Here is a 23,806-nt window from a genome sequence, read left to right on the forward strand (position 1 = left end):
GTAGGGCTCGACCGGCCTGCCTCGGTGCTGACCGTCCCGACCGGGCCTGCCTCGGTGCTGACCGTTCCGGCTCTTCTCGCCGCTCGGGCTCGACCTCCGGCTGCGGCCCGCCGGGGTGGTGGCCGGCAGGGTCCGGCGGCCGGGCCGGCTACGCTCGTCGGGTGGAGGGGATGGACCGGTGAGGGTACTGGCAGCGATGTCCGGCGGGGTCGACTCGGCGGTCGCCGCCGCGCGGGCGGTGGAGGCGGGTCACGACGTCACCGGCGTGCACCTGGCGTTGGCCCGTAATCCGCAGACGTACCGGACCGGGGCCCGGGGCTGTTGCACCCTGGAGGACTCCCGGGACGCCCGGCGGGCGGCTGACGTGCTCGGCATCCCGTTCTACGTGTGGGACCTGGCCGACCGGTTCCACGAGGATGTGGTGGAGACCTTCGTCGCCGAGTACGCGGCGGGGCGTACCCCGAACCCCTGCCTGCGCTGCAACGAGAAGATCAAGTTCGCCGCCGTACTGGACCGGGCGGTGGCGCTCGGCTTCGACGCGGTGGTCACCGGTCACCACGCCCGGCTCGGCCCGGACGGGCTGCTCCGGCGAAGCGTCGACCTGGCCAAGGACCAGTCGTACGTGCTGGCGGTGCTCACCCGCGAGCAACTCGACCGGTCGATCTTCCCGCTCGGCGACTCGACCAAGGCACAGGTACGCGAGGAGGCGGCCCGCCGGGGCCTCGCCGTCGCCGACAAGCCCGACTCGCACGACATCTGCTTCATCGCCGACGGCGACACCCGGGGCTTCCTCGCCGACCGGCTGGGCGAGGCGCCCGGCGAGATCGTCGACGCCCGCACCGGTGCGGTGGTCGGCGCGCACAGCGGCGCGTACGCCTACACGGTGGGCCAGCGCAAGGGGCTGTCGCTCGGGGTACCGGCCCCGGACGGGAAGCCCCGGTACGTCCTCTCGATCACCCCGAAGACCAACACCGTGACGGTCGGCCCGGCCGAGGCGCTGGAGGTGTCCACGGTGGCCGCCGAGCGTCCGGTCTGGACCGGCGGTCCCGCCCCGGACGCCGCGCTCGACTGCGAGGTGCAGTTGCGGGCACACGGCCAGGTGGTGCCGGCCACCGTCCGGCTCGACGGTGCGGAGCTGCGCGCCGAGCTGCGCGAGCCGGTCCGGGGGGTGGCGGCCGGGCAGGCGATCGTGGCGTACCGGCCCGATCCGGCCGGCGACGTGGTACTCGGCTCGGCCACCATCAGCGCGACCGCCTGAGCAGCCGGCCCGGCCGGCGTCACCGGACCCGTGGACCCTCCGGGGCGTCGACCTGACCAGCCCGCTCGGTCGGTCGAAGTGGCGGCGGTGGTCGGCGGATGACCGCCGGTCGCACTCGTCCGCCGGGCCGCTGCGCGACGCTTCCCGGGAATGTTCGTTCGGCCCGAACCCCGGCGTCGCCCCGTGATACGAATACCGGGGCGGACCAGGCAAGGCGGATGAATTGGCGGAGGGGCGGCGACCGGAACGGTCGGGACCGGCACGGCTGCTCCGCCAGCGCGAGCACTCCCGTCAGGCGTCCTTCCTCGAACTCTTCTTCGACCTGGCCTTCATCGTCTCGTTCACCCTGCTCTCCACCCGCCTGGTCGGTGACCTCGACTGGCGCAACACCGGGCAGACGCTGATCCTGCTGGCCGCCATCTGGTGGTTGTGGGTGGCCACCGCCTGGTCGACGGACTGGTTCAACCCGAACGAGCCGCTGATCCGGCTCCTCGTCGTCAGCATCATGTTCGTGGGCCTGGTGGCGTCCGCCGCCATCCCGGAGGCGTACGGCCGGCACGGGCTGCTGTTCGCCGGGGCGTACGTCCTGGTCCACCTCGGCCGGGCCGCGCTGCTGCTGCCGGCGCTGCGCGGTCATCCGATCCAACGCCGGAGCATGCTGGTCGCGGTCTGGTTCACGGTCTCGGCGGTTCCGTGGATGGCCGGGGCGGTCCTGACCGGGGCGGCCCGGGAGATCCTCTGGCTGGTGGCGATCCTGATGGACTACTTCATCGCCTCGCAGGGCTGGCCGGTGCCCTGGCTCGGGCGCCTGCAACCGGCGCAGTTGCGGGTGGTCGGCGAGCACCTCTCCGAGCGGTACCAGCAGATCTACATCGTCGCGCTGGGCGAGATCATCCTGGTCGGCGGCCTGACGTACGCCCGGGAGGGGGCGGGGCTGACCCAGACCGTGGCACTCGCCCTCGCCTTCGGCAACGCCGGACTGATGCTGTGGATGTACTTCGTGCCGGTCGGCGGGCGGCTCAGCGGGGCGATCGAACGCAACCAGCCCCGGGGTGCCGTCTACGCGGCGTACTTCCACGCGATCATGATCGCCGGAACGGTGCACACCGCGGTCGGTGCCGAGCTGATGATCATGCACCCGCTCGACGAGACCCGGGCCTCCTGGTCGCTGACGATCGTCGCCGGTGCCGTGCTGTTCCTGGTCGGGCGGACGCTGATGGGCCGCCTGGTCTACGCCCATCCGATCCGGCGCAGCGTCGCGGCGTTGGTTCTCCTGCTGGCCGCCGTCCCGGGCCTGGTCCGGCTCCCGCCCCTGGCGGTGGGTGCGGTGACCTTCACCGTGCTGTTCTGCGTGCTCGTCGTCTACGTCTACCTGCCCAGCCGCAACGAGCGCGTCGCCCGGCGCCGGGAGGCACGGCGCCAGGAGCGCGAGACCGAGCAGGAGGAGCGGGACGTCGAGCGCGAGGAGCGGGCGGCGGAACGGGAGGAGCGGGAAACGGAACGGCAGGAGGACGAGGACGAGCGCCGGTAGGCCGTGGCGGAGCGGCGAGCGGACGAGGAGACGCGGGAACAGCGGCGGGTGGACGAAGTGCAGCGGGAGCAGCGGCGGGACGGCGCTGGCGTGGGGCCGGACGGGGAGGAGGCCGACGGCCGCCCGGCGCCGGGATAACCTGCCGACGTGACCGATCAACAGCAGACGGCGGAAGCGGCGGGGACGACCGGACCAGGATGGCCGTGGCCGGCCGGAGCGGCGACCGGCATCGGGTCGATGCCCGGTACCGAGATCGCCGAGGCGCAGCGGATCGTGCTCGGCGAGCTGCCCGTACCGCACCTGCCCGAGCTGCCTGGCCGAGGGCCCGGCGCCGACCTGGTGGGCCGGAGCGCCGGGCTGCTGGTGGACCTGCCGGTCGAGCTGTACGCCGCCCGGTGGCGGATCGCCGGCCGCCCGGGGCGGGACCTGCGCAACGCCCTCGACCTGCTGGAACGTGACCTGGACCAGATGACCGAGCAGGCCGGTGAGTTCACCGGCACGTTCAAGGTCCAGGCGGCCGGTCCGCTCACCCTGGCGGCCAGCGTCGAGTTGCCGGTCGGCGGCCGGATGCTCCGCGACCCGGGCGCGGTCAGGGAACTCGCCGAGTCGCTCGCCGACGGGCTGCGCGAACACGTGGCGCAGGTCCGCCGCCGGCTGCCCCGGGCCACGGTTCTGCTGCAACTGGACGAGCCGGCGCTGCCGGCCGTACTGGCCGGGCGGATTCCGACCGAGAGCGGGCTGGGGGCGTACCGGCCGGTCGAGTCGGGGACGGCGACCGGACTGCTCCGTCGGGTGGTGTCGGCGGCCGGAGCGCCGGTCGTGCTGCACTGCTGCGCCCGGGACGTACCCCTGGAACTTGTCCGGTCCACCGGCGCGGTCGCGGTCGCGCTCGACCTGGCCCTGCTGGACAAGCTGGATCCGGTCGGCGAGGCGATCGACGCGGGGCTCGGCCTCTTCGCCGGGGCCGCGCCGACGCTGCCGCCGACGGCCGGGCGCGGGCCGTCGTCGGCCCAGGTCGCCGACCGGGTACGCCAGCTCTGGGACCGGCTCGGCTTCCCTCGGGCCCGGCTGGCGGAGCAGGTGGTGGTGACCCCCGCCTGCGGGCTGGCCGGCGCCACCGACGAGTACGCCCGGACCGTGCTGACCGCCTGCCGGGACGCGGGCCGCCGACTCGCCGAGGAGTAGGTTTTTCTGTCACATTCCATGGGCAGGATGGACCCATGATTGGTCAACTGCGTTCTGTGGTCATCGACTGCCCGGACCCGCGGGCCCTGGCCGGCTTCTATTCCGAGGTGCTCGGGCTGCCGATCGACGATCGCGGTGCCGACGACGAGGACGGCTGGGTGGTGCTCGGCGGCGGTCCCGGGCAACATCCCCGGCTGGCCTTCCAGCGCGCGGTCAACCTGCGCGAGCCGCGCTGGCCCGATCCGGACCGCCCGCAGCAGTTCCATCTCGACGTCACCGTCGAGGACGTCGACGCGGCCGAGGCGAAGGTGCTGGCGCTCGGCGCCACCCGGTTGCCCGGCTCGGGCGAGGGCTTCCGGGTCTACGCCGACCCGGCCGGCCACCCGTTCTGCCTCTGCTGGGACGACTGAGCGGTCCGTCGGGCGGGTGGCGGCTCCGGGACCGCTCGGGGAGGATGGCCGCCATGCACGATCAGGTTGCCGCGCCGACCCCCGCCCGCGCCTCCGGTTCGCTGTTCGGGCTGGCCTACGGTGACGCGCTCGGCGGGCCGACCGAGTTCCTGCCGGTCGCCGAGATCCAGCGGCGGTACGGCCCGGACGGTCCCCGCGAGCTGACCGGGCAGCCGGCGCGGGTCACCGACGACACCCAGATGGGACTGGCGGTCGGCTGGGCCCTGCACGACGCCGGCCCGGCGGTCACCCCCGAGGTGCTGGAGCCGCTGCTCCGGCAGCGCTTCGTCGCCTGGGCACAGAGCCCGGAGAACAACCGCGCCCCCGGGATGACCTGTCTGCGTGCCTGCGGCGGACTGGCCGACGGGCTGCGCTGGCAGGCGGCGACGGTGGCCGACTCGAAGGGGTGCGGCGCCAACATGCGGGTCACCCCGGTCGGCCTGATCCCCGGGTACGACCTGGACACGCTCGCCGGAGTCGCCCAGTTGCAGGCCGGGCTGACCCACGGTCATCCGACCGGGCTGGCCGCGAGCGAGTTGACCGCGTACGCGGTCCGGGTGCTGCGGGACGGTGCCGCGCTGACCGAGTTGCCCGGCCTGCTGCGGGATCGGGCGCAGCGGCAGCGCGCCGTCTACCGGGCGGACTGGCTCGGCGACCTGTGGCAGCGGCCGGCGGTCGACGACCCGGTCACCTTCATCAGCCGAGGCTGGGACGAGTGCCTCGGCGTGCTCGACGCGCTCGACGCGGCACTGGCGTCGCCCGACGACGGGACCGACGCGTGCGCGGCCACCGGTGCGGGCTGGATCGCCGAGGAGGCGCTGGCCACCGCCCTGTTCTGCGCGATCCGGCACCACGACGACCCGGTGTCGGCCCTGGCCAGGGCGGCCACCACCTCCGGCGACTCCGACTCGATCGCCTGCCTGGCCGGCGCGTTCGTCGGCGCGGCGTACGGGATGTCGGCCTGGCCCGCCGACTGGCGCGACCGGATCGAGTACGCCGACCAGCTCGCCGCCCTCGGCGCCGCCTGGGACTGAACCGCCCCGTCCCGGCCCGCTTATCCCGGTACGACGGCGTCGGCCGGGGACTCGGTCGGCCGCGTTTCCGGCTGCCCCGATCCGAGCTGCCCCGGAGCGGGTTGTTCCGGGTCGGGTTGCCGGGGCAGTTCGCGGCGGGTACGGACCGGTGAGACGAAGACGGGTAGGAAGGCCGTGGCCAGCAGCGCGGCACCCACCCACAGGGTGACCCGTACGCCGACCAACTCGCCGAGCAGTCCGGCCACGGCCGCGCCGAGGGCGAGGGCGCCGGTGAGCAGGAACCGGAAGGTGGCGTTCACCCGGCCGAGCAGGGCGTCCGTGGTCATCCGCTGCCGCAGGCTGACCCCGAGCACGTTGTCCAGACCGATCTTGGACATCGCCAGCAGCCAACCGGCGCCGGCCAGCCACCACCACGGTCCCCGGTCGACGGTCGGCACCAGCAGGGCTGCGGGCGCCATGCAGATTCCGGCGAGCCCGAGGGCGCGACCGTGGCCGAGTCGGCGGGCGACCGGCCGGGCGCACCGGGCGCCGAGCAGCAGGCCGACCCCGCCGGCCGCCCAGAACAGGCCGAGTGCGCCGGCCGGCAGGTCGAGGTCGCGGACGAACAGTACCGGCAGCATGGTGTTGATCATTTGTGAGCCGAGGTTGCCGACCGCTGCGGTGAGCGCGAGGGCCCGGAGTTCCGGGTTGCCGAAGACGTGCCGGAGTCCCTCTCCGATCTGCCTGCCCAGCCCGGCGGGTCGGTCCGGTCGGGGCGGCGGCGGAACAGGGCCGATGGCGGTGAGCCGGAGCGCCGACCCGAGGTGGCTGACGGCGGCGCAGGCCACCGCGACGGGTGCGGTGAGGAGCTGGACGAGGCCGCCGCCCGCGCCCCGCCCGGCGACGTTGGCGACGGCGATCAGGCTCACCACGGCGGCGTTCGCCTGCACCAGGCCCGCGCGGCCGACCAGCCGGGGGAGCACGCTCTGCGAGCCGACGTCGAAGAAGACGGTCGCGGCGCCGGTGAGCAGTACGACGACGTAGAGCTGACCGAGCGTGAGGGCGTCCAGCCACCAGGCCAGCGGGATCGAGCCGAGCAGCCCGGCGCGGGCCAGGTCCGCCGCGATCAGCACCCGTCGTTGGCGCATCCGGTCCAGCCAGGCTCCGGCGGGCAGGCCGATGAGCAGGAAGGCGGCGGTGCCGAGGGTGGCGAGCGCCCCGACCTCGCCGGGGCTGGCGTGCAGCGCGGCGACGGCGATGAGCGGGACGGCGACGTACCCGACGTTGGTGCCGAGCTGGCTCAGCGTGGTGGCGGTGAACAGGGTACGGAAGGCGGCGATCCGCCACGGGGAGTGCGGGTGCATGGTCCGTTCGTCCGGCGCGTTCGTTCGGTGTGTGTTCAGTTCGCGTGTTCGGTCGAGGCGGGGACGGGCACCGTGCGGCCGGGCTGGTGCGTGCCGTCCGGGGTCCGGGGCCGGAACCGGGTGAGACCGACCCCGAGGAGTACGACGGTCATGCCGGTGACGACCCGCGCGCTGAGCTGTTCGGCGAGCACGATCGCGCCCAGCGCCACCGAGACCACCGGGAGCAGGTACCCGACGGTGGCGGCGGTGGTCGGCCCCTCCTCGGCGATCAGTCGGTAGTTGAGGTGGAACGTGATCCCGGTACCGAAGACGCCCAGCACGACCACGGCGGCCAGCGCGGTCGGGGTGGGTGCGGTCGGTGCCGTCGGCGCGGCGGCCAGCGCCGGCACGGCCAGCCCGGTCGCGGCGAGGAGTTGGGCGGCGGAGAGCGCGAGCGGACCGGTCCGCCGCCCGGTGAGGTGTCGGGCCATGTAGGCGAACGCGACGGCGTAGCTGGCCGCCGCGCCGAGCAGGGCAAGGGCGCCCGGGCTGGTCAGCCCGTGTTGCCGCCAGGGCGCGAAGATCAGCAGGGTACCGGCGAAGCCGAGCAGCAGACCGGCGAGCCGGAGCGGGTGACCGGCCCGCTCGCTGCCGAGCACGAGCCCGATCAGCAGTGACCAGAGCGGCGTGGTGGCGTTGAGTACGCCGGCCACGCCGGAGTCGACCGTCTGCTCGCCGACGCCGAAGAGGAAGAACGGCAGGGCGTTGCAGAACAGCGCCGCCACCACGAGATGTCCCCAGGTCCGGCGGTCACGCGGCAACCGTTGGCGGGCGGCACGGGCCAGCAGGAGCAGGACGGTGGCGCCGAGGGCGCAGCGGGCGGCGGTGATCTGGATCGGGGTCAGGCCGCCGTTGAGGGCGAGTTTGATCCAGAGGAAGCCGGAGCCCCAGAGCAGGGCGAGGACGGCCATCCGGAGAACGGTCCTGAGCTGGCCGCTGCGCACGTACGCCTCCTGTCGGGTGGTCGGGTTCCACCGTGGCCCGGACCGCTGTTGTTAGACAAGAGAAAAGATCTGCACGCGGTGTTAAGCTGCCCTACATGCTCGACGTACGCCGGTTGCAGGTGCTGCGGGCGGTGGTGACCAGCGGATCCGTCACCGCCGCCGCACGCGGGCTGGGTTACACGCCGTCGGCGGTCAGCCAGCAGATGGCGGCGCTGGAGAAGGAGGCCGGGATCGCGCTGCTGGAGCGGACCGGGCGGGGCGTCCGGCCCACCGAGGCCGGCCGGGTGCTCACCGAGCACGCCGCCGAGATCGACCGGCACGTCGCCGAGGCGGAGAGCGCGCTGGCCGACCTGCGGGCTGGCCGGGCCGGGCGGGTCACGGTCGGCTACTTCGCCACCGCCGGAGCCGCCCTGGTGGCCCCCGCGCTGGCCGAACTACGCCGCGACCACCCCGGCGTACGGGTCGAGCTGCGGCTGACCGACCCCGAGGATCCACTGCTGGAGGTACGCGCCGGCCGGGCCGACCTGGCGCTCGTGGTCCGCCCGCCGGACCGGCCGCCGGTGGACGGGATCCGTTTCCTGCGGCTGTGCGACGACGGCTACCGGGCGGTGTTGCCCGCCCGGCATCCGCTGGCGAGTCGCCGGGTCCTCGACCTGGCCGAGTTGGCCGGCGAGCCGTGGGTCGGCAGCGAGTGGCCGGGTCCGTGCCTGGACACCATCCTGGACGCCTGCGCCTCGGCCGGCTTCCGCCCCGAGTTCGCGGTGCAGAGCGAGGACTACGCCACCGCCCAGGGTTTCGTCGCCGCCGGGCTCGGCGTCAGCCTGGTGCCGGAACTGGGGCTGGGCAACCGACATCCGGCCGTGGCCGTCCGCCGGGTCCGCAACCCCGAGCCGGTACGGGCGATCTACGCTGCGATCCGCGAGTCGGCGCCGGCCCAACCCGCCGTGCACGGACTGCTCGACGCGCTGCGCCGGGCCGCCGCCCCGGAGCCGGCCACGAGCTGACGGCACCGGACCGGCCGTGGTCGGGGGTGGCGGAGCAGCGGTCGGGCCGGGGCGGTTCGGGCCGGCTGCGGTGTGCGTACCGGGGGCGGCGGTTACGTTTGCGGGGAGGTCGAGGAGGTCGAGGTGTCCGAGGAAAGCATTCCGCAGCAGGTCAGCGCCGAGCAGGAGGCGGCGGCCGGCGAGGAGCCGACGGCCGGGGCGCGGGACCGGCACGCCGAGCTGAGCACCGAGATCACCGACCACCAGTACCGCTACTACGTGCTCGACGCGCCGATCGTCTCGGACGCCGAGTTCGACACGCTGCTGCGCGAGTTGGAGGCGCTGGAGGAGCGCTATCCGGCGCTGCGTACCCCGGAGTCGCCGACCCAGCGGGTGGGCGGCACCTTCTCCACGCTGTTCACCCCGGTGCCGCACGTCGAGCGGATGATGTCGCTGGACAACGCGTTCACCCAGGAGCAGTTGACCGGCTGGGTGGAGCGGATCGAGCGGGACGCCGGAGGTCCGGTGGACTTCCTCTGCGAGCTGAAGGTCGACGGCCTGGCGATCAACCTCACCTACGAGCGGGGTCGGCTGGTCCGGGCCGCCACCCGGGGCGACACCCGGATCGGCGAGGACGTCACCGCGAACGTACGCACCCTGAAGGAGGTGCCGGAGCGGCTGACCGACGGCACCGAACCCGTACCCGAGCTGCTGGAGGTGCGGGGCGAGATCTACTTCCCGGTGGCCGCCTTCGCCGACCTGAACGCAGGACTTGTCGAGCAGGGGAAGGCGCCGTTCGCCAACCCCCGCAACGCGGCGGCGGGCAGCCTCCGGCAGAAGGACCCGAGGATCACCGCGAGCCGGCCGCTGCGGCTGGTCGTACACGGGCTGGGGGCGCGGGAGGGGTTCGCCCCGGTCACCCAGTCCGAGGCGTACGCGGCGCTGCGCGGCTGGGGGCTGCCGACCAGCGACCGCTGGCGGGTGGTGCCGGACCTGGCCGGCGTCCAGGACTACGTCGACCACTACGCCAAGCACCGGCACGACGTCGAGCACGAGATCGACGGGGTGGTGGTCAAGGTCGACCCGGTCGCCATCCAGGGCCGGCTCGGCTCCACCAGCCGGGCGCCCCGCTGGGCGATCGCCTTCAAGTACCCGCCGGAGGAGGTCACCACCGAACTGCTCGGCATCGAGGTGAACGTCGGCCGGACCGGCCGGGTCACCCCGTTCGCCGACCTGCGACCGGTGAAGGTGGCCGGCTCGACGGTGGCCCGGGCCACCCTGCACAACGCGCACGAGGTGGAGCGCAAGGGCGTGCTGATCGGCGACACGGTGGTGGTACGCAAGGCCGGTGACGTGATCCCGGAGGTGCTCGGCCCGATCGTCGAACTGCGGCCCGAGGGCGCCCGGAAGTTCGTGATGCCGACCCGCTGCCCGGCCTGCGGCACCGCGCTGGCGCCGTCCCGGGAGGCGGACGTGGACATCCGCTGCCCGAACACCCGGACCTGCCCGGCCCAGCTCCGGGAGCGGATCTTCTATCTGGCCAGCCGGGAGGCGCTGGACATCGAGGTGCTCGGCTTCAAGGCGGTCGGTGCGCTGCTCGACGCCGGGGTGATCGCCGACGAGGGGGACATCTTCGACCTGGACGCCGAGCGGCTGGGGCAGGTGCCGTTCTTCGTGAAGAAGGACGGCAGCCTCGGCCGGAACGCGCAGAAGCTGCTGGAGAGCCTCGCCGCCGCGAAGGACCGGCCGCTGGCCCGGGTGCTGGTGGCGCTCTCGATCCGGCACGTCGGCCCGACCGCCGCCGAGGCGCTGGCCCGGGAGTTCGGTTCGGTCGCGGCGATCGAGGCGGCCGGCGAGGAGGAACTGTCGGCGGTGGACGGTGTCGGCCCGACGATCGCGGTCAGCCTGCGTGAGTGGTTCGAGGTGGACTGGCACCGGGAGGTGCTGCGCAAGTGGGCCGAGGCGGGCGTACGGATGGCCGAGGAGCGGGTCGAGGCGGGTCCGCGCCCGCTGGAGGGGCTGACCGTGGTGGTGACCGGGACACTGTCGGAGTACACCCGGGACCGGGCGGCCGAGGAGGTGCGGGTCAGGGGTGGCAAGGTCAGCGGGTCGGTATCGAAGAAGACCGACTTCGTGGTGGTCGGCGACAACCCGGGATCGAAGGCGGAGAAGGCCGCCGCACTGAAGGTGCCTATGCTCGACGAGACCGGCTTCGCGGCGCTGCTCACGGAGGGCCCGGAGGCGGCGGGTAGGCTCGCAATCAGTGACGATTAGTAATGGATCGATCAGCAATCTGTAACTGAAATCGTCGGGCAAGATGCGCAGTATTTCAAGTTAGTCACGACTAGACCCGATTCGCGTCTGTCGCCCCCCACGCGGCCCGGGTCAGGGCGTTTCATGGGAGGCACGCCGCGCGGCAGCCGCCGCGCCCTGACCGGAAGGCTCGGGAGGTCCCATGGAGGCCGCCGCGCTGCGGAACTCCGTCCCTCCAGATCGGACGGCGCCGTTCTTCGGCTTCGTCTGGGCGGTCGTCGGCCTGGCCGTCGGGGTCTCCGCCGGGTCGCTGCTGACCCTGCCCGGCGAACTGGCCCGGCTGCCGCTGGCGTTCTGGCTGATGGCGGCGCTCGCGGTCACCTTCGACGCCCGCCCGTTCAGCCCGCACGCCGAGCGGCGGAGCATGTCCGTCTTCCCGTCGATCTGCTTCACCTTCGCCATCGCGCTGGAGTGGGGCCCGGGGCCGGCCATCGTGGTCCAGGCCGCCGCCGTGGTCGTCTCCGGCTGGCGGATGGGGTACGCCCCCTGGCGCACCGTCTTCAACATCGCCCAGTACGCCTGCGCGCTCGCCGCCGCCGACGCGGTGGTCCGGCTCGCCCCAGGCGCCGGCTTCGGAGTGACCGGTCGGCTCCGGCCGGTCGACGTCCTCCTCGCGATCGGTGCGGCCGGCGCCTGGCTGACCGTCAACCACGGCCTGGTCGCCAGCGCGGTACGGCTGCGCTTCGGCGGCCGGTGGTGGGCCCGGATCCGGCAGGGGCTCGGCTTCGAGCTGCTGGCCACCGGATCGCTGCTGCTGCTCGGCCCGGTGCTGGTCGCCGCCGCCCGGACCAGCCCGGCGCTGGTGCCGATGATGGTGCTGCCGCTCTACGCGGTCTCCCGGATGGCCCGGCTCTCCGCCGAACGCGAGCAACTCGCCCGGCTCGACCCGCTGACCGGCCTGGCCAACCGCGAGGCACTGCGCGCCGAGGTGACCGAGCAGGTGGCGATGCACGCCGAACTGGCCGGCAAACAGGCGCCGGGCGGCCAACTCGCGCTGCTGCTGCTCGACCTGGACCGCTTCAAGCACGTCAACGACGCCCTCGGGCACGCCGTCGGAGACCGGCTGCTGGTCGAGGTCGCCGCCCGGCTGACCGTGGCCGTACGGCCGCCGGACGTGATCGCCCGGCTCGGCGGGGACGAGTTCGCCATCCTGGCCACCCGGCTCGACGGGGTGGCGGACGCCCGGCGGGTCGCCGACCGGGTGGTCGGGGAACTGACCGATCCCGTACCGCTCGACGGGCTGCCGCTGGACGTCGGCGGCTCGATCGGGATCGCCCTCTATCCGGAGCACGGTGCCGACTTCGCCACCCTGATGCGGCACGCCGACGTGGCGATGTACGACGCGAAGCACCGGGGCGACCCGGTCGCGGTCTACGCCGCCGAGTCCGACCACAACTCGGCGGAGCGGCTGAGCCTCCTCGCCGACCTGCGTCGGGTACTGGAGAACGGCGCCGACGACGCAGGTGAGATCACCCTCTACTACCAGCCGCAGATCGCCATCGCCACCGGTGAGGTGGTCGGGGTGGAGGCGCTGCTGCGCTGGCGGCACCCCCGGCGCGGCATGGTCGACCCGGAGGAGCTGATCCGGGTCGCCGAGCAGAGCGCGGTGATGCGGCTGCTGACCCGTCGGGTCGTCGACGACGTGGTGGAGCAACTCGCCAAGTGGTCCGCCGCCGGGCTGGACCTGCGGGCGGCGGTCAACGTCAGCGTCCGCGACCTGCACACCGGGGAGATCGCCGACCAGATCGCGGAACGGCTCGCCCAGTACGGCGTACCACCGTCGCGGATCCAGTTGGAGATGACCGAGGGGGCGCTGATGGCCGACCCACGTCGGGTGCTGGCCACCATCACCCGACTGGACCGGATCGGGGTGGCGATCTCGCTCGACGACTTCGGCACCGGCTACTCGTCGATGCAACACCTGCGCCGGCTGCCGCTGGCGGAGGTGAAGGTCGACCGCTCGTTCGTACTCGGGATGACGGCCGACGCCGACGACGCGGCGATCGTCCGGTCGGTGATCGAGCTGGCCGGTGCCCTGGGATTGCGGGTCGTGGCCGAGGGGGTGGAGGACGAGCGCACCTGGCGGCTGCTGCACGAGGCCGGCTGCGAGGCCGCGCAGGGCTGGTTCTTCGCCCGTCCGATGCCGGCCGAGGACCTGGTCGCCTGGCTCGCCCGGTACCGGCCGGTCAGTCCCGCCGCCCGGATCGGTGCCGGCGGTGCCGGTCCCGGCGCTGCCACCGACGCGGTCGGGACCACGGCCGGCGGCCGGGCCCGGCCGGACAGCGGCCCGGACGCCCCGGTCGGCCGGGCGACCCGGAATGGCGAAGCGGCGACCCGCAACGGCGACACGGCGACCCGGAACGGTGACGGGGCGGCGCAGCTCGGCGAGCGGCCCGGCCGGCTCGCCCAACCGACCATGAGCGCGCCCGGCGGGGTGACCGGGGTGAGCGCGTCGGGCGGGGGGACCGCGTCCGACGGGGTGGGCGAACCGACCACCGAGCTGGACGTGCTGGCCGTGCCGGCCACCGAGCAGGACGTACCGGTCGAACCGGCCGCGTCGGTCCGGACGTCCGGCGGGCCGGCCAAGGCCGAGGCGGCGGCCCGGCTGCATCCGAGCGTGGAGTGAACGGAGCCGCGACGACGGTGCCGGGCGGTCCGACGGTGCCGACCCCGTCCGGGGCGGGCTTCGGGGGAGTCGGGGACGGCGGCACTCGGGGTCACAAATAGACTCGCTCAGGTCACGGCGCGCGTGCCAGGCTGCGCCGGGGAAGCCGACGGCGGAAGCCGCGAAGACGTCAAGGCATGAAGGGGGCACCGATGTCCGCCATCTCCCGCGAGGAGGTCGCGCACCTGGCGCGACTGTCGCGGCTCGCCGTCACCGAGGAGGAGCTGGACACCTTCGCCGGCCAGCTCGACGTGATCCTCCAGGCCGTCGCGCGGGTCGGCGAGGTGGCCGCCGCGGACATCCCGCCCACCTCGCACTCCGTGCCGCTGACCAACGTGCTGCGGGACGACGTGGTGGTGCCCGGACTGACCCGGGCGGAGGCGCTCTCCGGGGCGCCGGACAGCGAGGAGGACCGGTTCCGGGTGCCGCGCATCCTGGACGAGGACGAGCCGCCCAGCCCCCGTGGTGAGGGCCCGGCGGAAGGGAAGGCGTGACCACCATGGCTGACCTGACCAGGATGACCGCGACCGAGATCGCGGCCCTCATCGCCACCGGCGAGGCGTCCGCGGTCGAGGTGACCCAGGCGCACCTGGACCGGATCGCCGCGGTCGACGACCGGGTGCACGCCTTCCTGCACGTCGACACCGACGGTGCGCTGGAGGCCGCCCGCGCGGTCGACGCCCGGCGGGCCGCCGGGGACGAGCTGGGCCCGCTGGCCGGGGTGCCGGTGGCGGTCAAGGACGTGCTCACCACCAAGGGCGTACCGACCACCGTCGGGTCGAAGATCCTGGAGGGCTGGCGCCCGCCGTACGACTCGACGATCGTGCGCCGGCTGCGCGAGGCCGGCACGGTGATGCTGGGCAAGACCAACATGGACGAGTTCGCGATGGGCTCGTCGACCGAATACTCGGCGTACGGACCGACGGGGAACCCGTGGGACCTGGGCCGGATTCCGGGCGGCTCCGGCGGCGGCAGTTCGGCGGCCCTGGCCGCGTACGAGGCACCGTTGGCGATCGGCTCGGACACCGGTGGCTCGATCCGGCAGCCGGGTGCGGTGACCGGCACCGTCGGGGCGAAGCCGACCTACGGCGGTACGTCGCGGTACGGCCTCGTCGCCTTCTCCTCGTCGCTGGACACCCCCGGCCCGTGTGCGCGTACCGTGCTCGACGCGGCGCTGCTGCACGAGGTGATCGGCGGGCACGACTGGCGGGACTCCACCTCGATCCCGCAGCCGGTGCCGGACGTGGTCGCCGCCGCCCGGGCCGGTGCCACCGGCGACCTGACCGGGGTCAGGCTGGGACTGGTCACCGAGTTCTCCGGCGAGGGCGCCGAGCCGGGCGTGATGGCCGCGTTCCGGGACGCCGTCGACGCGCTGACCAAGCTCGGTGCCGAGGTCGTCGAGGTCTCCTGCCCGCACTTCCAGTACGCGCTGCCGGCGTACTACCTGATCGCGCCGAGCGAGTGCTCGTCGAACCTGGCCCGGTTCGACGGGGTACGGTTCGGACTGCGGGTCGGTGACGACGGCGTGCACTCGCTGGAGGAGGTCATGTCGCTGACCCGGGACGCCGGCTTCGGCCCCGAGGTCAAGCGGCGGATCATGCTCGGCACGTACGCGCTCTCGTCCGGCTACTACGACGCCTACTACGGGCAGGCGCAGAAGGTGCGTACCCTGATCACCCGCGACTTCAACGCCGCGTTCGAGCAGGTCGACGTGCTGGTCTCGCCGACCACGCCGTTCGTGGCGTTCCCGTTCGGCTCGCGTACCGCCGACCCGTACCAGATGTACCTGGCAGACCTCTTCACCATCCCCACCAACCTGTACGGCGGACCGGGCATCTCGGTGCCGTGCGGGCTCTCCGAGGGGCTGCCGGTCGGCTTGCAGATCATGGCGCCGACGATGGCGGACGACCGGATGTACCGGGTCGGCGCCGCCCTGGAGTCGGTGATCGGCACGCTCACCCCGCCGGCGCTCTGAGCCGGGGTCCATCTCCTTCCGGACATCTTGATCGACGACGCCACGCCCCGGAACCGACGCCGGTTCCGGGCGTGGCGGGGTGCCGAGCCCGCCGGGGGGCAGTGAGCTGTCGCGCATTCTGGTGAGCGGTGCGGCGGCTTCGGCGAGCCGGGGTTTCGGTGCGTCGGGCGGCTTCGGTGCGTCGGGCGGCTTCGGCGGTTTTGATGAGTCCGGCCTTCGGTAAGTTCAGCGGCTTTGGTGAGTCGGGCGGTTTCGGTGGACCGGCGATGCCCGTTGCGCTGTCGCCGGCCGGTGGTGGTCCGCGACGCCTGTCACACCTCCGTTCTTATTGCCAAGACTTTGCAATAAGGTCGGGCTGGACCGGCCATCCCGCCACGGGGAGACGACCATGCCGCACGGCTCCACCAGCCCTGCTCCTGCCGTCGAGACCTGCGCCACGCCGGACGGTTCCGTTCCCGAGCTGATGACCGCCTGGGGGCGCGGCTGGGCCGTCTCCCGGGGGACGTCCGCGCCGGTCGAGGTGGTCGGCGGCTTCCGGATCGACGTCGGCCTGCCTGGTCATCGGGTACGCCACGTGCTGCACAGCTACGACGCCGAGGCGCTCGCCCGGCTGGCCGGAGCACTGACCGCCCCCGGCAACTGGATCAAGGCCAGTGGCGATCCGGCCGAGTTCCGGGCCGCCCTGCCCGACGGCTGGACGATCGACATCGCCGGCTACCTGATGACCGTGCCGTTCCGCGCGGGCGCGGTCGAACCGCCGCCCGGGTACGCCCTCGGCGTCGACATCGAGCCTGGCAGCGGGGTCGTCGTCGCCACGGTGCGGGACGGTGCCGGTGAGCGGGCGGCGTCGGGGCGGCTGGCGCCAGCCGGGAAGTTCGGCATCGTAGACCAGGTCGAGACCGAGCCGGCGCACCGGCGACGAGGGCTCGGCGGCGTCGTCATGCGTACCCTCGGCGACCGGGCGGTGGCGGGCGGACTGCGTACCGGAATCCTGGTCGCCACCGACGACGGCCGCGCCCTCTACCGCAGCCTCGGCTGGGTCGTGCGCTCGGACGTCTCGGGGGCGTACCGGCCCGAGGCTCACCCCGGATAGGGGTTGTCGCGGCGCCCGGTGCGCAGGGTGCGGGCCCACCAGGTCAGCTCGGTCAGCATCGTGTCGGCGGCCTGTCGGGTGGGTGCGTCGACGACGAGTGTGCCGTTCTGGTCGACCAGGCGCCGGGGCCCGGCGATGGCGACCGCGTTGCGGGTGGTGGCGCCGTACAGTTCGGGGAAGACCAGGCGGAGCTGTTCGACGGCTCGGATGCCGCCGGAGGACGCGCCGTAGGAGACGAAGCCGACCGGCTTGAACATCCACTCTCGATAGTGCCAGTCGATCGCGTTCTTCAGCGCGGCCGGAAAGCTGTGGTTGTATTCGGGGGTCACCACCACGAAGCCGTCCGCCGAGGCCAGCCGGCCGGCGATCGGGCTGTTCGGGTTGCCGCCGGCCGGGGTGCCGGACAGCGGTAGATCGACCTCGGCCAGGTCGACCAGGTCGACGGCGAGGTACGTACGCCGCCGGGCCGTCTCGGTGAACCAGTCGGCGACGATCCTGCCGACCCGTGGTCGACGGACGCTGCCGACGATTACCGCGAGGGTGAGATCCGGGGCGGGGACGATGGGGGAGCGTTCCGGCTCGGTCATGCGGGCCACGCTAGAACCACAACGAATGTTGAGGTCAAGCTCGACTGTCGTCGCTGTCGTCGCTGTCGGTTCGCGCGGGAGTCGCCGTCCCAGGACCTGGTTCTCGTCGTCATCAAGTGGATCCTGAGCAGGACGGACGACCCGTACGAGGGTGCCCGGCGCGAGCCCGGGTTCGCCAACCTGTGGTCCGTGCGGATCCGCAACACCGCTGAGGGGCCCAGGACGGGCTTCACCGTCGTGCTCTGCTCCTACTTCGTCAACTAGGAGAAGCACCAGGTGGAGGCCGACAACTTCGCCACCCTCAGCTACCCGGTCTGACGGGGCGGCCCGGCGCGTTGGCGGCTCACGCCACATTGCGGCCGGCAGGTACAGAGGAGGGATGCGGAGCGTGGTCGTCCTCATGGCACTGTCGTTGTCGAGTACGTTCCTGGAGCGCGAACTTCCGGCACAGGCGATACGCGTCGGACCCGATCCGGCCGCGAAGCGGCACCGCGAGCGGCAGCTCCTCCAACAGATCGAGCGGGTCCTCACCGGCGGTCGGGACGTGGTCGTCGACGCGTCCTCGCGGAGTACTCGACGCGCCGTCATCCGCAGCGCGAGGACGAACGGCGCACGGGTGGTCGGTTATTGGGCGCGGCCACCGGAGCTGGGCATGCCCTGGATCCTCGAGTACGAACCGGAGTACAGCCAGCTGAGACGGCGACCGCACAGGGCGGAGGGATTCGACGTGCTCTACGAGATCGTCGGCCCGGAGGAAGCGGACTACCAGCTCCGAGAGCTCTGAGCCGGCTGACGCCGGCCGGGTGGACGGGCCGGTGCCGGGTCGGTTGTCCAGTCGTGTCCAACCGGGTCCAGGATCCCCGGCGACGTACCCGGACATCGAAGAGCATCTTCTCCAGTAGCGGCGCCGGCGGGGGTCCGGCGCACATGCCTACCGAGGAGGAGTCACTCCATGAGAGTCCTGTCCAAGAGGGCGAACTGGGCGACGTCCGTGGCGGTCGCCCTGGTGATGGCGGCACCGGCGCTCGCCCTGGGCCAGTCGGCGACCGCCGCACCGGCACCGGGGCTGGACCCCGGCGCCACCGCCGAGGCGTGGGCGGCCGGGCGGGCCGCGTACGGGCCGAACGCGACCGAGCACCAGGCGATCGTGGCGTACTGGACGCCGGAGCGGATGCGGGCGGCACAGCCGGTCGAGGAGTCACCTGCCTACCAGCAGGCGGTCGAGCGGTACGTCGACAGCGGCCAGGCCACCCGCCGGTCGGTGGACCGGGGCGCCCGGCTGACGGTCCCGCCGGCCGCCGGTGAACTGGGCATGCCGAGCAGCGGTCCGGTGCCGGCGGCGCTGAACCCGAACTTCGCCTCCAACCACCCGACCGCGCGGACCAGCGGCAAGGTCTTCTTCACCATGGGCGGCGGCAACTTCGTCTGCTCCGGAACCGTGGTCAACTCCGAGGGCCAGGACACCGTCTGGACCGCCGGGCACTGCACCCACCCCGGCGGGCCGGGCGGCGCGCTGGCCACCAACTGGTCCTTCGTGCCCGCGTTCGACGACGACCTGGCCAATCCCCGGCCCTTCGGCACCTGGACCGCGGCCCGGCTCTTCCCGGCGCCGGGCTGGACCGCCAGCTCCAACTTCAACGAGGACATGGCCGTCGCGATCATGAACACGCTCAACGGCCAGCACATCGTGGCCCGGCTCGGCGGGCAGGGCCTGGACGTCAACCGGGGCCTGAACGTGCCGATCAACGCCTTCGGCTACCCGGCCGAGGCCCCCTTCGACGGCGGCAACCTGCTGCGCTGCTCCGGCACCTCGCAGCCGGAGTTCCAGGGCGCCACCCAGACCATCCGGATCCCCTGCGACATGACCCGTGGCTCCAGCGGCGGCGGCTGGCTGCTCAACTGGGACGGCAACTTCGGCTTCCTGTACGGCGTCAACAGCCGGATCGACCGGATCGTCAGCCCGACGATCATGATCTCGCCGTTCTTCGACAACACCGCGCTGACCCTCTACAACCAGACCCGCAACCTCTGACCACCTGATCGTCGGAACGGCTCCGGCGGGCGGACCCGTACCAGGGTTCGTCCGCCGAAGCCGTCGCCGTCCGGCACCGCCGTCCCGAGAAGGCATCCGGGGGAGTCGCCCGGAGGAGTCGTCCGGAGGAGTCGTCCGGGCCGTCGGCGTACCTGGGGTTATCGGGCCATCGCCGGCTGGCGCTGCGTCCGGCCGAGGAACTCCCGGATGTACCCGGCGATCTCGTCGACGTGGGTCTCCAGCGCGAAGTGACCGGTGTCGAGCAGGTGGATCTCGGCGTCCGGCAGGTCCTGCTGGAAGGCGTGCGCGCCGGCCGGGCCGAAGACCGGATCGTTGGCGCCCCAGACCGCGAGCAGCGGTACATGGGTCTGCCGGAAACACTCCTGCGCCTTCGGGTAGATCTCCAGGTTCGTCTGGTAGTCCCGGAAGAGTTGGAGCTGGTTCTCGTGGTTGCCGGGCCGGGCGAGCACCTCCATCGCGTGGTGCCAGGCGTCCGGGCTGATCAGGCTGACATCCGGCACCCCGGTCTCGTATTGCGCCCGGACCTCCTTCTCGGTGAAGGCCAGCCGGGCGGCGGCCTCGTTCTTCGGCCCAGGATCCTTCGCGTACGCGAACAGCGGCTTCCAGAACTTGTCGACGAAGCCCTCCTGGTAGGCGTTCCCGCTCTGGGTGACGATCGCGGAGATGCTCTCCGGTCGGCGCAGCAGCAGCCGCAACGCGATCGGCGCACCGTAGTCCTGCATGTAGACGGCGTACCGGCGGATGTCGAGCTGGTCCAGCAGGCTCATGGTCACGTCGGTGAGCGCGTCGAAGGTGTACGGGAAGTCGCCCAGCGACGGGACCGAGGAGTAGCCGAACCCGATGTGGTCCGGAGCCACGACGTGGTACTGGTCGGCCAGGGCCGGGATCAGGTTCCGGAACATGTGCGAGCTGGTCGGGAAGCCGTGCAGCAGGACCAGTGGGGGAGCGTCCGGCGGGCCGGCCTCGCGGTAGAAGACCTCCATTCCGTCGACCGTCGCCGTCCGGTGGTGCACTCCGCCGATCATGTTTTCCCCCGATCTGCCCCTTTCCTCTCATCCTGCCCGCAGCCCGGCGCTCTCCGGGCGGGTATCGACGCTGGCGGACGTACCCGATCCGGGTTTGCGGCAACGGGGGCCGGCGCGCGCCGACGGCGGCCGACCCCGACGGACCCTGGCGGTTCAGGGCTGGAGGAACCACGGGCTGGTGTACGCCACGCCCCAGTCGTTGCACGGATGGTCCGCCGGCCCAGGGCTGGCGTTCGGCTGCGTCGGATCGGAGATCCGCAGCACCACCCAGTGCCCGTCGACGATGTCCCGGAGACCCGGGTGGCGAAGAACCGGCCGGCCTGCATCGCGGGGTGTCGTTGTGCAGGTCGGCGTGGACCAGCGTGGTGCCCTGGGTGATCAGGGACGCCCGCGACGCGCCGGTGCCCGCGGCCTGGTTCGGCCCGGCCGCCCGGACGGCTCGGCGGGGCTCCGGGAGTTGGGCCGGCTCAGTGGGGCTCCGGGAGTTGGGCCGGCTCGGGCCGCTCAGGAGTTTCGTCCGGCTCAGTGGGGCTCGGGGAGTTCGTGGCCGGTGAGCAGGCGGGCGCCGTCGAGCACCAGCGGCTCCCAGCGGGCCGCCCCGGTACGCCCGTGTTTCGGGTCGACACCGGTGAAGACCCGGCCGCCGATGCGTACCCGGACGTGCCGGGCGGACCAGTCGGCGGTGGCCCGCTGGCGTACCCGGCCGGGGCAGCGCCAGGTGCGGTCGTCGAAGCGTACGACCTGGGAGTGCCCGTGTACCTGGCCGAACGGCACGAACCCGCCCCCGGCGTAGTACTCCAGCCACGGCTCGTGCAGCTCCCAGCCCGCCTCCGCCCAGAACGGCCCAGCGGTCCGGTCCAGTCCGAACTCCCCGCCCCGGAACAGCAGCGGCTGCGGTCGTCCGTCGAGCAGTCGGGCCGCGAGCGCCGCGCTCGGCGGCTCGCCGAGTTCCCGCCAGGCGCCGACGGTCAGGCCGGCGTGGCAGACCAGCAGGTCCTCCGCGTCGGCCGTCCGGATCGCGACGGCCACCCGCAGCCGGCCCGCCGCCCACCAGGAGCGGAGCAGTTCGACGCCGGCCTCGTCGAGCTGCTCCGGCCAGAACGGCGTACCGCCGGGCAGGTACTGCGCCTCGTGGTTGCCGGCGAGCTGGATCCACCGCTCCGGCTCGCTGTCGAGGTACCGGCGGACCAGGTCCAGCACCGCCGGGCTGTCCGGGCCACGGTCGACCAGGTCGCCGACCTGCACCACGGTCAGGTCGTCGGGCAGGCTGGGCCGGTCGGGATCCGCGCCCAGCGCCCGAAGCGCGGCGTGGAGCTGCTCGGGATGGCCTCCGACGTCACCGATCACCGCTATCCGGGCCATCGCCGCTCCTCGACCGTGCCGCAACCGTCTCTGGCGAGACTATCTCGGCGACGATCTCCACACTGGCCGCTCGCCCTCTGCTCGGTCGTCGCTCGTCACGTCGGGTTACCGCGTCGCGCCGTGAGGCGATCCCCGACCACGTCCGGTGGCCGGCCGACCCCGGGCCGTGCCGGTCAGGCAAACGCGGCCGAAATTTCGGTCCCGATCCCCGGCAGGCGGGCCAAACGCACCGAAGTGATCTATTAGGGTGCCTTGACATGACTGGCGGTTCAGGTGACGGGTTCACGGTAGACCCGACAGCGCTGGAGACCTTCTCCAAGACCAGCTTCGCCCGTGCGGACGACTTCGACGAGATCCGTGGCCGGCTCCGGGACGGCGCCGTCGGCCGCTCGTCCTTCGGCATCATGCCGGCCTCGTTCACCCTCTACGAGCAGTACGAGACTTGTCTGGACGAGTGCCTCGCGGCGCTGGCGGACGGGGTCGAGGTGATGGAGGTGATCGCCGACGCGGTCACCGCCGAGCGGGACTCGTACCTCAACAGCGACGCCGCCGCGCAGGCCCGGTTCGGCGGCGGCTGACCGGCCGCCGCGCCGGCCACGGGTAGACGAACGACGAGCACGCAGAAGACCGACAAGGGGGAGGGTCGAGTGTCGACCGTCGCGCTCGAACGCAGCAAGAACTATTTCGAGCAGTTCATCGGCTCCGTGCCGGAACCGCTCCAGGGATTCACCCGTACGGTGCTGTCGCCGTTCGAGCAGCTCCTCGAACAGGTGGCCGGCGACCCCGACGACCTGATGCGCGGCGCGGAGCGCTGCCTCGCGGCCTCCACGGACGTGCTCGGCATCGCGGCGCAGCAGCAGGCCGACCGGGCGCAGCTCCAGCCGCCGGCCTGGGGCGGCAGCGCCCAGGAGGCGTTCCAGACCGGGCTGACCAACGTCGAGCAGACGATCCGGCAGCTCGCCGAGGGCCTGAACGCGGCCAAGGAGGTACTCGTCGAGGCGGCGAACGCGGCCGTCGACGCGTTCAACCTGCTCTGTGAGCTGATCTTCGAGTTCCTGACCGCCTTCCTGATCGAGGCGATCATCGCCGCCGCCGCGGCGTTCTTCAGCTTCGGCGCCTCGATCGCCGCCTTCGTCGTACGCTGGCTGGCCCGGCTGGCGTTGACGCTGGGCCGGGGTGCCCGGATCGTCAGCAAGCTGGTCCGGATCCTGGTGAAGCTGGCCCGCAAGCTGGACGACGTCAAGGCGATCCTCACCCGCTACCGTCAGCGGGTGATGGAGCTGCGCAAACTGAAGAAGGAGTACGCCGTCTGGCGGCAACAGGGCCGTACCGCGCAGGGGCGGGCGATCCTGGCGGAGCACAGCCTCAAGGTCGGCGTACCCCGCTTCGTCTTCAACCAGATCTCGCCGGTCAACCTGAGCGGCAAGGGCGGTGCGGTGCTGGACACCGCCGTCGGCATGCACGACATCTCGGACGGGCAGAAGGACCGCAACTACGCGACCGACGGCACGTACCGGCAGGACATCGGCCCGTACACCAAGAGTGCGCAGGATCTGATCGACTCGGTGGGCTGACCGGCCGCCCGGCGGACCGGTAGCCCGTGCACCGAAGCGGACGAGGGTAGGAGAGGACGACGTGGCGGAATATCCCGCGTTGGATCGGCTGGAGCAGCTCGCGAACGGTCTGGACGACCTCCAGTTCCAGATGAACCGGCGGATCGAGGAACTCCAGGCGCAGCCGGTCGAACTGGAGAGCGAGAGCGGCGCCGTACGGGTCACGGTCGACCACGGCGGTCGGGTGGACCGGGTCGACATCACCTCCCGGGGCATGCGATACAGCCCCGAGCAGCTCGGCTCGGAGATCACCGGCACCATCCGGCGGGCGCAGCGGGAGGCGACCCGGCGGTTGCAGGACTCCATGCGGGAGGTGCTGGGCAGCGCTGCCGACGACTATCCGCTGAGCTGACC

20 protein-coding genes and 1 pseudogene are annotated in these 23,806 nt (G+C 72.8%); 16 read left to right on the forward strand and 5 right to left on the reverse strand.

Annotated features, from left to right (window positions below; genetic code table 11):
• Positions 1-178: 178 nt before the first annotated feature.
• From mnmA to Pen02_RS06460, 5 genes are all read left to right on the forward strand, one after another.
• Positions 179-1,258: a tRNA 2-thiouridine(34) synthase MnmA gene (gene mnmA / locus Pen02_RS06440; protein WP_203864999.1), complete on the forward strand. Its 1,080-nt coding sequence runs from the start codon at positions 179-181 to the stop codon at positions 1,256-1,258.
• 223 nt (positions 1,259-1,481) lie between these two features.
• Complete coding sequence (locus tag Pen02_RS06445; protein WP_203865000.1) at positions 1,482-2,789, forward strand: low temperature requirement protein A; 1,308 nt, start codon at positions 1,482-1,484, stop codon at positions 2,787-2,789.
• A 147-nt stretch (positions 2,790-2,936) separates the two neighbouring features.
• Complete coding sequence (locus Pen02_RS06450; protein WP_275413556.1) at positions 2,937-3,974, forward strand: methionine synthase; 1,038 nt, start codon at positions 2,937-2,939, stop codon at positions 3,972-3,974.
• Between the two features lie 35 nt (positions 3,975-4,009).
• Positions 4,010-4,384, forward strand: coding sequence for a VOC family protein (locus tag Pen02_RS06455; protein ID WP_203865001.1), 375 nt, complete (start codon positions 4,010-4,012; stop codon positions 4,382-4,384).
• Between the two features lie 53 nt (positions 4,385-4,437).
• The gene (locus Pen02_RS06460) at positions 4,438-5,457 is read left to right on the forward strand and encodes an ADP-ribosylglycohydrolase family protein (protein WP_203865002.1); all 1,020 of its coding nucleotides are present in this window, start codon (positions 4,438-4,440) and stop codon (positions 5,455-5,457) included.
• 20 nt (positions 5,458-5,477) lie between these two features.
• Here the strand turns inward: Pen02_RS06460 and Pen02_RS06465 are convergent, their stop codons facing one another.
• On the reverse strand, positions 5,478-6,800 hold the full coding sequence (locus tag Pen02_RS06465) for an MFS transporter (RefSeq protein WP_203865003.1): 1,323 nt from the start codon (positions 6,798-6,800) through the stop codon (positions 5,478-5,480).
• Positions 6,801-6,835: 35 nt separating this feature from the next.
• Positions 6,836-7,750, reverse strand: a complete 915-nt coding sequence (locus Pen02_RS06470; protein ID WP_203865004.1) for a DMT family transporter — start codon at positions 7,748-7,750, stop codon at positions 6,836-6,838.
• A 128-nt stretch (positions 7,751-7,878) separates the two neighbouring features.
• Between Pen02_RS06470 and Pen02_RS06475 the strand changes: the two genes are divergently transcribed.
• The 6 genes and pseudogenes from Pen02_RS06475 to Pen02_RS06500 all read left to right on the forward strand — a co-directional run bounded on the left by Pen02_RS06475 (position 7,879) and on the right by Pen02_RS06500 (position 16,812).
• Positions 7,879-8,787: a LysR family transcriptional regulator gene (locus Pen02_RS06475; protein WP_203865005.1), complete on the forward strand. Its 909-nt coding sequence runs from the start codon at positions 7,879-7,881 to the stop codon at positions 8,785-8,787.
• Between the two features lie 123 nt (positions 8,788-8,910).
• Positions 8,911-11,040, forward strand: a complete 2,130-nt coding sequence (gene ligA, locus Pen02_RS06480) for an NAD-dependent DNA ligase LigA (RefSeq protein ID WP_203865006.1) — start codon at positions 8,911-8,913, stop codon at positions 11,038-11,040.
• A 181-nt stretch (positions 11,041-11,221) separates the two neighbouring features.
• Positions 11,222-13,282, forward strand: a pseudogene (locus tag Pen02_RS06485) (putative bifunctional diguanylate cyclase/phosphodiesterase); the annotation flags it as partial.
• Between the two features lie 614 nt (positions 13,283-13,896).
• Positions 13,897-14,238, forward strand: coding sequence for an Asp-tRNA(Asn)/Glu-tRNA(Gln) amidotransferase subunit GatC (gene gatC / locus Pen02_RS06490; RefSeq protein ID WP_203865007.1), 342 nt, complete (start codon positions 13,897-13,899; stop codon positions 14,236-14,238).
• 5 nt (positions 14,239-14,243) lie between these two features.
• On the forward strand, positions 14,244-15,719 hold the full coding sequence (gatA, locus tag Pen02_RS06495) for an Asp-tRNA(Asn)/Glu-tRNA(Gln) amidotransferase subunit GatA (RefSeq protein ID WP_203865172.1): 1,476 nt from the start codon (positions 14,244-14,246) through the stop codon (positions 15,717-15,719).
• 388 nt (positions 15,720-16,107) lie between these two features.
• Positions 16,108-16,812 (forward strand): GNAT family N-acetyltransferase, encoded by a 705-nt coding sequence (locus Pen02_RS06500; protein WP_203865008.1) that lies wholly within the window; start codon positions 16,108-16,110, stop codon positions 16,810-16,812.
• Here Pen02_RS06500 and Pen02_RS06505 read toward each other — a convergent pair.
• Complete coding sequence (locus Pen02_RS06505; protein ID WP_203865009.1) at positions 16,800-17,399, reverse strand: NADPH-dependent FMN reductase; 600 nt, start codon at positions 17,397-17,399, stop codon at positions 16,800-16,802. The two genes, Pen02_RS06500 and Pen02_RS06505, sit on opposite strands and share 13 nt — an antisense overlap.
• A gap of 379 nt (positions 17,400-17,778) precedes the next feature.
• On the opposite strand from Pen02_RS06505, the gene Pen02_RS06510 reads away from it, so the two are divergent.
• Positions 17,779-18,183, forward strand: coding sequence for a P-loop nucleotide/nucleoside kinase family protein (locus tag Pen02_RS06510; RefSeq protein WP_203865010.1), 405 nt, complete (start codon positions 17,779-17,781; stop codon positions 18,181-18,183).
• A 168-nt stretch (positions 18,184-18,351) separates the two neighbouring features.
• Entirely contained in the window at positions 18,352-19,431 is a 1,080-nt protein-coding gene (locus Pen02_RS06515; protein WP_203865011.1) for a trypsin-like serine peptidase, read from the forward strand.
• A gap of 158 nt (positions 19,432-19,589) precedes the next feature.
• Here the strand turns inward: Pen02_RS06515 and Pen02_RS06520 are convergent, their stop codons facing one another.
• Positions 19,590-20,465, reverse strand: coding sequence for an alpha/beta fold hydrolase (locus Pen02_RS06520; protein ID WP_239140153.1), 876 nt, complete (start codon positions 20,463-20,465; stop codon positions 19,590-19,592).
• A 534-nt stretch (positions 20,466-20,999) separates the two neighbouring features.
• Entirely contained in the window at positions 21,000-21,839 is an 840-nt protein-coding gene (locus Pen02_RS06525) for a metallophosphoesterase (protein ID WP_203865013.1), read from the reverse strand.
• Between the two features lie 257 nt (positions 21,840-22,096).
• On the opposite strand from Pen02_RS06525, the gene Pen02_RS06530 reads away from it, so the two are divergent.
• The 3 genes from Pen02_RS06530 (at position 22,097) to Pen02_RS06540 (ending at position 23,804) form a co-directional block, all read left to right on the forward strand.
• Positions 22,097-22,417, forward strand: a complete 321-nt coding sequence (locus tag Pen02_RS06530; protein ID WP_203865014.1) for a hypothetical protein — start codon at positions 22,097-22,099, stop codon at positions 22,415-22,417.
• Positions 22,418-22,486: 69 nt separating this feature from the next.
• Positions 22,487-23,413, forward strand: a complete 927-nt coding sequence (locus Pen02_RS06535) for a WXG100 family type VII secretion target (RefSeq protein WP_203865015.1) — start codon at positions 22,487-22,489, stop codon at positions 23,411-23,413.
• A gap of 61 nt (positions 23,414-23,474) precedes the next feature.
• The gene (locus Pen02_RS06540) at positions 23,475-23,804 is read left to right on the forward strand and encodes a YbaB/EbfC family nucleoid-associated protein (protein ID WP_203865016.1); all 330 of its coding nucleotides are present in this window, start codon (positions 23,475-23,477) and stop codon (positions 23,802-23,804) included.
• Positions 23,805-23,806: the final 2 nt, after the last annotated feature.

It is taken from the genome of Plantactinospora endophytica (genome assembly GCF_016862915.1).
GTDB classification, from domain to species: Bacteria; Actinomycetota; Actinomycetes; order Mycobacteriales; family Micromonosporaceae; genus Plantactinospora; species Plantactinospora endophytica.